The following is a 10,408-nucleotide window of genomic DNA, read 5'->3' as shown; positions in this document are numbered from 1 at the left end:
GTGGGCGGGCCGGTGGACAGGCGGAGGGACAGGGCTGAGGGTCAGATCATGACATTTCCTACTTTTACGTCCAGCCAGAGCGAACCCCACGCACGCGGCGAGGAGCTCGGGTCCCGCCGCCGCGCGGCCATCGCCGCCAACCTCGATGGCTACACCGACCTGTTCAAGGTCGCGGGCGCCACCTCCGAGCAGGTCCGCACGTGGGGCGAGCAGGCGCTCGACCGCAGCGCCGCGTGGGCGCCCCGGCTGGCCGACGAGATGGCCGGGATCGCGTCAGGGGCCGGGCTGGAGCCGTGGCAGGTCGCCGTGGTCAACGCCAGGACCGAGATCCTGGCCGCCGTCCACGCGAGCGGCGAGGGAGAGTGCTCGACCTCCGTCGTGCTGCCGGGTCCCGGCCTGCCGCCGCGTACGGTGCAGACCTGGGACTGGCACGACCACCTGCGCGACGCCCCCATGTTGTGGGAGCTGGAGCCCCGCCCGGGGCACGTCGTGCGCACGTTCACCGAGGCGGGGGCGCTGGCCAAGATCGGGGTGAACACGGCGGGCCTGGGCGTGCACTTCAACATCCTGCGCCACGACGCCGACACCGCCGAGGTGGGCGTGCCCGTGCACCTGATCGCCCGCCGCATCCTGGAGGAGGCGGCCACCGTCGAGGAGGCCGCCGCGATCGCCCGGTCGGCCACGGTCTCGGCCTCCACCGTCATCACCGCCGTGACCGGCGCGGGCGCGGGCGCGATCGAGATCTCGCCGGCCGGCGTCGCGGTCGTCCCGCCGGACTCCGGCGGGGTCCTGATGCACTGCAACCACTTCCTCGACCCGGCGCTGGCCGAGGGGGAGCGGCATGCCACGAAGCGGCCCGGCACCTACGCCCGCCTGCGGCACCTGCGCGACAACGCCGTTGAGCTCGGTGGCGACGACCTCACCGAACGTGCGCTCGCCATGCTCAGCCACGAGCCGCAGGGCGCGCCCGTGTGCGCCCATCCCGACCTGTCGCAGCCGATCGACCAGCGCTGGGAGACGCTGGCCACGATCGCGCTCGACCTGACGGCGGGGCGGCTGCGGGTGCACCAGGGCGGGCCCTGCCGGGTCACCGAGGCGACCTGGCAGACGTTCTGACCACCGGCCCGTCAGCTGAACGCGCCGATCCCGGTGAGCGCCTTCCCGAGCACCAGCGTGTGGATCTCCGACGTGCCCTCGTAGGTCAGCACGGACTCCAGGTTCACGGAGTGCCTGATCACCGGGTATTCGAGGGTGACGCCGTTCGCTCCGAGCAGCGTGCGGCACTTTCTGGCGATCTCCAGGGCCTCGCGCACGTTGTTCAGCTTGCCGGCGCTCACCTGCTCGGGGGTGAGCGTGCCGGCCTCCTTCAGCCGCCCGAGGTGCACCGCGAGCAACAGGCCCTTGCCCAGCTCCAGTGCCATGTCGGCGAGCTTCTCCTGGGTGAGCTGGAAGGAGGCGAGCGGCCTGGCGAACACCTCGCGGTCGCCCGCGTACGCGATCGTGGTCTCCAGGCAGTCGAGCGCGGCCCCCATCGAGCCGAACACGATCCCGAACCGCGCCTCGTTCAGGCAGCCCAGCGGCCCGGACAGGCCTCTGGCGCCCGGCAGCATCGCCTCGGCCGGCAGCCGCACGCCGTCGAGCACCAGCTCGCTGGTCACGCTGGCGCGCAGCGAGATCTTGTGCCTGACGTCGTTCAGGGTGAATCCGGGCGCGCCCGCGGGGACCAGGAAACCCCTGACGCCCTCGTCGGTGCGGGCCCAGACCACCGCGACGTCCGACACGGAGCCGTTGGTGATCCACATCTTGGTGCCGTTCAGCACCCAGTCGCCGCCCTCGCGCTTGGCCGTGGTGCGCATGCCCGAGGGGTCGGAGCCGAAGTCGGGCTCGGTCAGGCCGAAGCAGCCGATGCGCTCCCCGGCCGCCATCGCGGGCAGCCACTCCTGCTTCTGGTCCTCGCTGCCGTACTTCCAGATCGCGTACATGGCCAGCGACCCCTGCACCGACACCAGGCTGCGCAGCCCGGAGTCGGCCGCCTCAAGCTCCAGGCAGGCCAGCCCGTACGACACCGCGCCCATACCCGCGCAGCCGTAGCCGTCGAGGTGCATGCCGAGCACGCCGACCGAGCCCAGCGTGCGCGCCAGCTCGCGCGCGGGCAGTTCCCCGTCCTCGAACCAGCGGGCGACGTGCGGCCTGATCTCCCGGTCGCAGACGCGCCTGACCGTGGTCCTGATCTCGCGTTCCTCCTCGGTCAGCAGCGTGTCGAGGGCGAACAGCTCGGTGGGTGCGATCATGGCCCCTCCGTATTTTGGATCCAATATTGAAAATCCAATATGCCACGGTTAGGGTGCGTTGACCATGGACGTTCTGAATCTCATCGACGGCCGCTGGGTCGAGGGGGACGGCGAGGAATTCGCCGACACCAACCCGGCGCGACCGGGCGAAGTGGTGGCACACGGGCGCTTCGCCTCCGGCTCCGAGGTCGAGCACGCGGTGGCCGCAGCCAGGAGAGCCGCACCCGGCTGGGCGGCCACCCCCCACCACGCCCGCGCCGCCGTGCTCACCGCCGCCGCCGGCCTCGTGGACGCCGCCGCCGACGCGTGGGGCGCCGAGCTGGCCCGCGAGGAGGGCAAGACGCTGCCCGAGGCGGTCGCCGAAGTGCGCGGCGCGGCCCGCATCCTGCGCTACCACGCCGCCGAGGCCGACCGGGAGAACGGCGAGGTCTACGCCTCCCCGCGCCCCGGCGAGAACGTGCTCGTCGTCCGCAGGCCGATCGGCGTCGCCGGCCTCATCACGCCGTTCAACTTCCCCATCGCCATCCCCGCCTGGAAGATCGGCCCCGCGCTCAGCCACGGCAACACCGTCGTGTGGAAGCCGTCCTCGCTGGTGCCGCTGCTCGCCTACCGGCTGGCGCGGGCGCTGACCGAGGCCGGCCTGCCCGACGGCGTCCTCAACCTCGTGTACGGTGAGGCCGCCGCGGGCTCCGCCATCGTCGGCCACCCCGGCGTGGACGCCGTGTCGTTCACCGGCTCCACGGCGGTCGGCCGGGCGGTCATCGCCCGCTGCGGCGAACTCGGCAAACCCGTGCAGACGGAGATGGGCGGCAAGAACGCCTCCATCGTGCTCGCCGACGCCGACCTCGACCACGCCGCCGAGCAGGTGTGCCTGGGCGCGTTCCGGTCCACCGGGCAGAAGTGCACGGCCACCTCGCGGCTCATCGTCGACTCCGGCGTGGCCGACGACCTGCTCGACCGGGTGGCCGAACGCGCCGCGCGGCTGGTCGTCGGCGACCCCATGGAAACCGGCGTCGACATGGGCCCCCTCGTCAGCGCGGCCGCCCGCGACCGGGTGAACGACGGCGTGACCCGGGCCGTCGGCGAGGGCGCGAGGCCGCTGGCCGGCGCGGAACCGCACCCCGGCGAAGGATGGTTCGTGCCGCCGACCGTGCTCGACCTGCCGGGCACCGGCGTGGACTTCTGGCGCAGCGAACTGTTCGGGCCCGTCGTCGGAGCCGTTCGCGCGTCCGGCGCGGAGGAGGCGCTCGGCCTGGCGAACCTCAGCGACCACGGGCTGTCGGCCGCTATCTTCACCCGCGACCTGGGCGTCGCGCTGTCCGCCGTGGACCGGGTGGAGGTCGGCGTGCTGCACATCAACTCCGAGTCGGCGGGGACGTTCCCGCACGTGCCGTTCGGCGGGCTCAAGCAGAGCGGCTTCGGGCCCAAGGAGCAGGGACGGGCGGCCAGGGACTTCTTCACCCGGACGGTGACCGTCTACCTCGGGGCGCCGGCGTGAGCGGAGGTGCGCTGTCCGGGCTGCTGGTGGCCGACTTCAGCCGGGTCCTGGCCGGCCCCTACGCCACGATGCTGCTGGCCGACCTGGGCGCGGAGGTCGTCAAGGTGGAGCGGCCGGGCACGGGGGACGACACCCGCGCCTGGGGGCCGCCGTACGCGCCCGGCGGGCAGGCGACGTACTTCCTCGGCGTCAACCGCAACAAACGCTCGATCGCCCTCGACCTCGGGGACGAGGCGGACCTCCAGGTGGCGCGGGCGCTGGCCGCGCGGGCCGACGTGCTGGTCGAGAACTTCAGGCCGGGCACGATGGACCGGCTCGGGCTCGGCCATGACGCGCTGCGGGCGCTCAATCCCGGGCTGGTGTACTGCTCGATCACCGGGTTCGGGTCGGGCGCGGGGGCCGGGCTGCCGGGGTACGACCTGATCGCGCAGGCCGTGGGCGGCTTGATGAGCGTCACGGGAGAGCCGGACGGGCCCGGCACCAAGGCGGGCGTGGCCCTGGTGGACGTCATCACCGGCCTGCACGCCGCCCTCGGCATCCTCGCCGCCCTCCGCCACCGCGACCACACCGGCGAAGGGGGCCACCTCACCGGAAGCGGGCAGCGGGTCGAGGTGTCGTTGCTCTCCTCCCTCCTGTCGGCGCTGACCAACCACTCCTCCGCCTACGCCGCCGCCGGCGTGGTGCCGAAGGCCATGGGCAACCGGCATCCCAGCATCGTCCCGTACGAGGTGTTCCAGGCCGCCGACCGCCCGCTGGTGATCGCGGCCGGGAACGACCGCCAGTTCCAGGCGCTCTGCGCGGTGCTCGACCGTCCCGGCCTGGCCGCGGACCCCCGGTACGCCACCAACGCGGGCAGGGTCGCCGCCCGCGTCGAGCTCGTCGCCGCGCTCGACGACGCCCTGGGTGAACGTCCGGCGGACGAGTGGTTCGAGTTGCTCACGGCCGCCGGGGTGCCCTGCGGCCCGATCAACGACCTGGCCGCCGCGTTCGCCCTCGCCGAGGAGCTGGGCCTGGAGCCGTCCGTACGGCTCGACGGGGCCGGCCAGGTCGCGTCCCCCGTACGCCTCAGCGCCACCCCGCCCTCCTACCGCCGGCCGCCGCCGGAGCTCGGGGAGGACGACGCCTGGGTTCGTGAGATATTGGGGCCGTGAATCCGGACGGGGCACGGCGGAGGCCACCGACGGCCCAGCAGTTCGTGCTGGCCGAGTTGCGCCGCGCCATCACGACCGGCCGCCTGCGCCCCGGCGCCCCCATCAGGCAGGACGCGCTGGCGGAGGAGCTCCAGGTCAGCCGGGTGCCGCTGCGCGAGGCGCTCAAGACGCTGGAGGGCGAGGGCCTGGTCACCCACCAGGCGCACAAGGGCTACTGCGTCGCGACGCTCTCGCTCGACGACCTGCGCGAGGTCTACCGCATCCGGGAGCTGCTGGAGGAGGAGGCCGTGCGGCGGGCCGTGGTTCGTCTCACCGACGCCGACCTCGACCGGCTGGAGGCCGTCCAGGGCGACGTCGAACGGGCCGCCGCGGCGGGTGACGTGCTCGCCATGGCCACGGCCAACCGGGTGTTCCACATGACGTTGTTCGACTGCGCGGGCATGCCCCGGCTGGCCCGGCTGATCAGGACGCTGTGGGACTCGACGGACGCCTACCGGTCGATGTACTACGGCGACGGCGGCAACCGCGAGCGGGTGGTCAAGGAGCACCGGGCCACGCTCGACGCCCTCCGCCGCCGCGCCGCCGACGAGGCGGTCGCCACCCTCAACGTCCACCGCGACCACGCGGTCACCGAGCTGCGGTCCCTGCTCCCCGCGTCACCCTGACCCGCTACTCGGGGTGCTCCCATGTCTCCCGCTGGCCGGGGTCGAGGTCGATCGGCGGCATGTGCAGCAGGTGCAGGTGCGCCATCTCCACCAGTTCCTCCGGGGTGACGTCGGGCAGGGCGTCGTAGTCCCCGCGGGACACGTCGAGGGTGAAGCTGCCTCCCGAGCCGTCGTCCAGGACAACGGTGACCAGGCAGCGGTACACCCCCGGCCCTTCGGTGCCGAAGACCACCGCGAACAGGGACCGGATCCGGCCGCGGTGCCCGGACATCCAGCCCGGCCGGCCGACGGCGGACCGGCCCTGATCGCGGGCGGTCCGCGCGAGCCTGTCATAGTCGGCCAGGGACGGCATCTTGATGTCGCCCCGGCCGCCGGGCGAGTAGAGGTCGAGGCGCGGCCACTTCCGGCGCCTGAAAAGACGCATCAGCCGCTCCTGGGCGCGAGGCTCGCGGCGACGCCGTCGAGCACCAGTTCCAGCTTGCGGTCGAACCACGTCGCGGCCGGGTCGGTGAGCGCGCGCCGCATGATGGGAGCCACCTCCGCCCCCACCGCCTCGGCCCAGGCGTCGGCCGTGTTGTCGCGCACGATGCCCCGGCCGGCCGGCGCGTCGAGCTGCCTGCCCCTGCTGAACACGTCGATCGTCAGGTCGAAGACGGTGTCGACGGCGAGGAAGGCGTTCTCGGCCGTGAAGCCGTAGCCGATCAGGCTGCGCACCGACGCGCCGAAGCGGCGCATCACCTCCTCGGGGAAGCGGGTGAGCCTGAGGAACTCCTTGACCAGCCCCGGATGTCGTTCCAGCACGCGCCAGACCGCGGCGGCCTGGGCCTCCAGGTCGGGACGCCACTCGCCGGCCGGCTCCGGCCAGGAAGCGGCGGCGACCGCCCGGTCGATCGCCACCATGACGAGTTCCTCGCGGTCGGCGACGTGGCGGTAGAGGGCCGAGTGGGCGACCTGGAGCCGGTCGGCGACGGTGGCCAGGGTGAGGTTGTCGAAGCCGACCGCGAGGGCGGCGTCGGCGATGGCGGGCCTGGTGATGCGCGGGGGACGGCCGCGCGGGCGGCCGCGTACGCGCCACTCCCGCCCGGTGACGCCGTGGCCTGTCTGCTCGCCGCCCATCACGCTCCCCGGTCGTCGCCCATGCGCCTGCCCGCCCGTCGCACGAGCACGTCGTGGTGCGGGCCGCCCGACGGACTCATGCGGGCTGGGTCAGTCGCCAGCCGCGGGCACGCCTGCGTTCGGTCCAGAACGCAGCGTACCGGCCGTCGAGATCGAGCAGTTCCCGGTGGGTGCCGCGTTCCACGACCGCGCCGTCCTCCAGCATGACGATCTGGTCCGCGGCGGCGATCGTGGTCAGGCGGTGCGCGATGACCAGCAGGGTGCGGTCGCGGGCGAGCGTGGCGAGCGCGTCGATCAGGGCTGACTCGTTCTCGGGGTCGAGCGCGGCCGTGGCCTCGTCGAGCAGCACGATCGGGGCGTCCTTCAGCATGGCGCGGGCGATGGACACCCGCTGCCGCTCGCCGCCCGACAACGTCGCGCCGGCCTCGCCGATCCTGGCCTGCCAGCCGCCGGGCAGGCGTTCGGCGATCTCGTCGACCCGGGCCAGCCGGCCCGCCTCGCGCACCTCCTCGTCGGTGGCCTCGGGACGGCCGAGCCTGATGTTGTCCTCCAGGGTGCCCTCGAACAGGTAGACGTCCTGGAACACGATCGACAGCTGCGCCATCAGGTCTTCGGGCGTGTAGTCGCGCACGTCGTTCCCGGACACCCGCACCGCACCCGCGTCGGCGTCCCAGAAGCGGGCGATGAGCCGGGTGAGCGTGGTCTTGCCGGAGCCCGAAGGACCGACCAGGGCGGTCACGGTGCGGGGTGCCACGGTGAAGCTCACGTCACGCAGCACGGGGCGTTCGGCGTAGGAGAAGCCGACGTCGTCCAGCTCGATCGACGGCTCGCCCGGCCGCGCCGTGCCGGTGGCCGGCAGAGGCGGGGTGTCGAGCACCGCCTTGACCCGGCGCAGGCTGCCGCGCGCCATCCGCAGCTCGCCGCCGACGTCGGCGGCGGCGAGCAGCGGCTCGGTGAACCGCACGGCCAGCACCAGCACCCCGACCAGCTCCGGTACGTCGACCGCGCCGCCGAGCGCCAGCGAGCAGCCTACGATGAGGATCGCGGTGAAGGCGAGCTGTACGGTGAGCGCGACCGTGCCCAGCCCCGGCAGCGTGGTGCGCAGCAGCCGGCGCAGCGTGCTGCGCTGCCGCGCCAGCGCGTCGTCGAGCAGGTCGTAGCCGTCCGCGGTGCGCCCGAACGCCCGCAGCGAGGGCTGTTGCCTGGCGAACTCCACCACCCGGTCGGCCCCCTCGGCGCCCGCGTCGTCCATCGCGGTGTCGCTCCGCTGCACCAGGCTCTGCGTCCACCGGAACGCCAGCCACAGGAACGGCGCCGTGAGCAGGGCCGCCAGCCCGAGCCGCCAGTCGAAGACGAACATGCACACCAGCACGGTCGCGGGCGCCGCCACCGCGCTCACCACGACCTGCAGCAGGTGGGCGGGCACGCTCATGACGTCCATGACGCCCTTGCCGACGAGCTGGCCGAGCCGCCCGACGCGGTCGGCGCTGAACCAGCCGACCGGCAGCCCGGCCACGTGGTCGCCGAGCCGGTGGTAGAGGGTGCGCAGGGCGGCCAGGCCGACCGCGTAGCCGTACTGGGCCTGCACGTAGGAGGCGACGGCGGTGGCCGCGACCACGACGGCGAACGCGGCCAGCCACGGGCCGACCGCCTCCCCCGACAGCAGTGCCCGCAGCACCGGCACCAGCATGGCGAACGACAGGCCCTGCAGCACGCCGTACACGGTCATCGCGAGCAGGCTGCGGCGCAGGCGCGCGCCGTGTTCCTGGCCGAGCACGGCCCCCAGCTCTCCGATCATCTCCTGGTCCAATCCCGCTCGTCGTCGCGTACGTGCGCCGCCCACATCCGGGCGTAGAGCCCGCCGGCGGAGAGCAGTTGGTCGTGGGTGCCGCGTTCGGTGATCCGGCCGCCGTCGAGCACGGCGATCTGGTCGGCGCCGGTGATGGTGCTGAGCCGGTGCGCGATGACCAGCAGCGTGCGCCCGGCCACCAGCGTGGACAGGGCGTCCTGGATGGCCGACTCCGACTCGGGGTCGGCGAAGGCGGTGGCCTCGTCCAGCACCAGGATCGGTGCGTCGGCCAGCAGCGCGCGGGCGATCGCGACGCGCTGGGCCTCGCCGCCCGACAGGTGGGCGTCCTCGCCGATCACGGAGTCGTAGCCGCGCGGCAGCTCCGTGATCCGGTCGTGGATCTGGGCGGCGCGGGCCATGCGCTCGATCTCCTCGCGTTCCGCTTCCGGGCGGCCGAGCGCGATGTTGTCCGCCACGGACGTGCGCAGCAGCTGCACGTCCTGGAGGACGAAGCCGACGTGGTGGTAGAGCTCGGCGGAGCCGATGGCGCGTACGTCGGCGCCGCCGACCAGGATCTCTCCTTCGCCGGGGTCGTAGAAGCGGGGCAGCAGCTTGGCCAGCGTGGACTTGCCGGAGCCGGACGGCCCGACGAGCGCGGTGACGGTGCCCGGCTCCAGCGAGAGGCTCACCTCGCGCAGCACCGGGGTCGTGCCGTCGTAGGAGAACGACACGTCGCGGAAGCCGACCGCGTGGCCGATCGGGCGCGTCGGGGTCTCGGGCTCCGGCAGCGGCGGCGTGTCGAGCAGCGCGGCCACCCGCCCCGCGGACTCGGCCGCGCTCCTCAGCCGCATGGAGCCCATGTCGAGGGCCAGGAACGGCGCGGTCAGCGCCACGCCGACCAGCACGAACGGCAGCACGTCGACCGGCGCGATCCAGCCGTTGGCGGCGAACACCGCCCCACCGGCGGCCGACACCAGCAGCATGGCCGGCGGCGAGATGAACGCCATGGACAGGCCGCTGAGCCGCAGCATGGGGCGCACCCAGGCGGCGAAGAAGTCGGCGAAGTCGTCGGCGGCCTCGGCGAAGCGCCGGTAGGAGCGCCGGGTCTGGCCGAACGTCTTGATCACGGCGATGCCCTGCACGAACTCGACCACGGCCGAGCTGATCCTGCTGTTGGCCTCGCTCCAGCGCCGCATCTGCTCGTCGTAGCCGCGCATCATGATCGCGAACGCGGCGGCGAACAGCGGCACCGGGATGAGCACGACGAGGGTGAGCCGCCAGTCGACGTACAGCAGGTAGGCCAGCGCGGCGAGGGGTGTCACCACGGCCGCGAGCAGGTCGAGGGCCGCGTGCGCCACCAGGTGGTGCATCTCCCTGACGTCGTCCTGGAGCACCTTCTTGACGTGGCCGGAGTTGCGCTCGCCGAACCAGCCGAGCGGCACCCGCGACAGGTGGGCGGCCATCCGGCGGCGCAGGTGGAGCTGGAGGTCGGCGTCGGCGAAGTGGGTGATCGCGCCGGCGACCCCGAACGAGAGGAACCTGACCAGCAGGCCGGCGACGGCCAGGGCGGCGATCGGCCAGACCCGGCCGGCGCCGCCGGCTCCCGGACTGAGCAGCACGCGGGCCAGCTCGGCCACGCACACGAAGGGGACGAGCGCCGAGACCGCGTACACGACCTGGAACGCGGCGGCGGTGATGAGCCGTGGCCGGATGGGGGCGAGCAGCGCGATGAGCGCGGCGCGGCCGGGGGCGGGCTTGTCGCCGCCGTCCGGCGCGGGCGCCGCGGGGGCGGCCGTCTCGGCGGTGATGGTCATGGGATGGGCCTCCAGCGGTTCGCGGGGTGCCCTCATTTTGTTACAGGCTGTCTTGAATAGGCAAGGGGGCCCTAACCGTGATCG

Annotated in this window: 9 protein-coding genes; 4 read left to right on the top strand and 5 right to left on the bottom strand. The window is 73.4% G+C overall.

Annotation, left to right across the window (positions count from 1 at the left end; all coding sequences use genetic code 11):
* Positions 1-48: 48 nt before the first annotated feature.
* Complete coding sequence (locus GUY59_RS29660) at positions 49-1,116, top strand: C45 family autoproteolytic acyltransferase/hydolase (RefSeq protein ID WP_138208111.1); 1,068 nt, start codon at positions 49-51, stop codon at positions 1,114-1,116.
* 11 nt (positions 1,117-1,127) lie between these two features.
* On the opposite strand, the gene GUY59_RS29655 is transcribed toward GUY59_RS29660, so the two are convergent.
* Positions 1,128-2,291, bottom strand: a complete 1,164-nt coding sequence (locus GUY59_RS29655) for an acyl-CoA dehydrogenase family protein (RefSeq protein WP_138208112.1) — start codon at positions 2,289-2,291, stop codon at positions 1,128-1,130.
* A 64-nt stretch (positions 2,292-2,355) separates the two neighbouring features.
* Here GUY59_RS29655 and GUY59_RS29650 point away from each other — a divergent pair, with 64 nt between their 5' ends.
* The 3 genes from GUY59_RS29650 to GUY59_RS29640 are packed head-to-tail and all read left to right on the top strand — an operon-like array spanning position 2,356 to position 5,605.
* Complete coding sequence (locus tag GUY59_RS29650) at positions 2,356-3,789, top strand: aldehyde dehydrogenase family protein (protein WP_201761496.1); 1,434 nt, start codon at positions 2,356-2,358, stop codon at positions 3,787-3,789.
* Complete coding sequence (locus GUY59_RS29645) at positions 3,786-4,940, top strand: CaiB/BaiF CoA transferase family protein (RefSeq protein WP_138208114.1); 1,155 nt, start codon at positions 3,786-3,788, stop codon at positions 4,938-4,940. Before GUY59_RS29650 ends, GUY59_RS29645 begins: the two co-directional genes overlap by 4 nt.
* Entirely contained in the window at positions 4,937-5,605 is a 669-nt protein-coding gene (locus tag GUY59_RS29640; protein ID WP_138208115.1) for a GntR family transcriptional regulator, read from the top strand. The genes GUY59_RS29645 and GUY59_RS29640 overlap by 4 nt, the downstream gene beginning before the upstream one ends.
* A 4-nt stretch (positions 5,606-5,609) precedes the next feature.
* On the opposite strand, the gene GUY59_RS29635 is transcribed toward GUY59_RS29640, so the two are convergent.
* The 4 genes from GUY59_RS29635 to GUY59_RS29620 form a co-directional block, all read right to left on the bottom strand.
* A complete protein-coding gene (locus tag GUY59_RS29635) occupies positions 5,610-6,029 on the bottom strand; it encodes a hypothetical protein (RefSeq protein WP_138208116.1) in 420 nt (139 codons plus the stop codon).
* Positions 6,029-6,721 carry a TetR/AcrR family transcriptional regulator gene (locus GUY59_RS29630; RefSeq protein ID WP_138208117.1) on the bottom strand — a complete coding sequence of 231 codons (693 nt, stop codon included), beginning with the start codon at positions 6,719-6,721 and terminating at the stop codon, positions 6,029-6,031. Before GUY59_RS29630 ends, GUY59_RS29635 begins: the two co-directional genes overlap by 1 nt.
* 76 nt (positions 6,722-6,797) lie before the next feature.
* Positions 6,798-8,519 (bottom strand): ABC transporter ATP-binding protein, encoded by a 1,722-nt coding sequence (locus GUY59_RS29625; protein ID WP_138208118.1) that lies wholly within the window; start codon positions 8,517-8,519, stop codon positions 6,798-6,800.
* On the bottom strand, positions 8,516-10,360 hold the full coding sequence (locus GUY59_RS29620; RefSeq protein WP_201761495.1) for an ABC transporter ATP-binding protein: 1,845 nt from the start codon (positions 10,358-10,360) through the stop codon (positions 8,516-8,518). The genes GUY59_RS29625 and GUY59_RS29620 overlap by 4 nt, the downstream gene beginning before the upstream one ends.
* Positions 10,361-10,408 lie beyond the last annotated feature (48 nt).

The sequence above is a fragment of the Nonomuraea sp. K271 genome, assembly GCF_009908215.1.
GTDB classification, from domain to species: domain Bacteria; phylum Actinomycetota; class Actinomycetes; order Streptosporangiales; family Streptosporangiaceae; genus Nonomuraea; species Nonomuraea longispora.
This window is presented reverse-complemented; position numbering and strand designations above follow the sequence as displayed.

Excerpts from the sequence above, each read along its gene's own strand:
- GUY59_RS29660 (WP_138208111.1), top strand. The coding sequence starts at position 49 with ATGACATTTCCTACTTTTACGTCCAGCCAGAGCGAACCCCACGCACGC.
- GUY59_RS29655 (WP_138208112.1), bottom strand. The coding sequence starts at position 2,291 with ATGATCGCACCCACCGAGCTGTTCGCCCTCGACACGCTGCTGACCGAG.
- GUY59_RS29650 (WP_201761496.1), top strand. The coding sequence starts at position 2,356 with ATGGACGTTCTGAATCTCATCGACGGCCGCTGGGTCGAGGGGGACGGC.
- GUY59_RS29635 (WP_138208116.1), bottom strand. The coding sequence starts at position 6,029 with ATGCGTCTTTTCAGGCGCCGGAAGTGGCCGCGCCTCGACCTCTACTCG.
- GUY59_RS29630 (WP_138208117.1), bottom strand. The coding sequence starts at position 6,721 with ATGGGCGGCGAGCAGACAGGCCACGGCGTCACCGGGCGGGAGTGGCGC.
- GUY59_RS29625 (WP_138208118.1), bottom strand. The coding sequence starts at position 8,519 with ATGATCGGAGAGCTGGGGGCCGTGCTCGGCCAGGAACACGGCGCGCGC.
- GUY59_RS29620 (WP_201761495.1), bottom strand. The coding sequence starts at position 10,360 with ATGAGGGCACCCCGCGAACCGCTGGAGGCCCATCCCATGACCATCACC.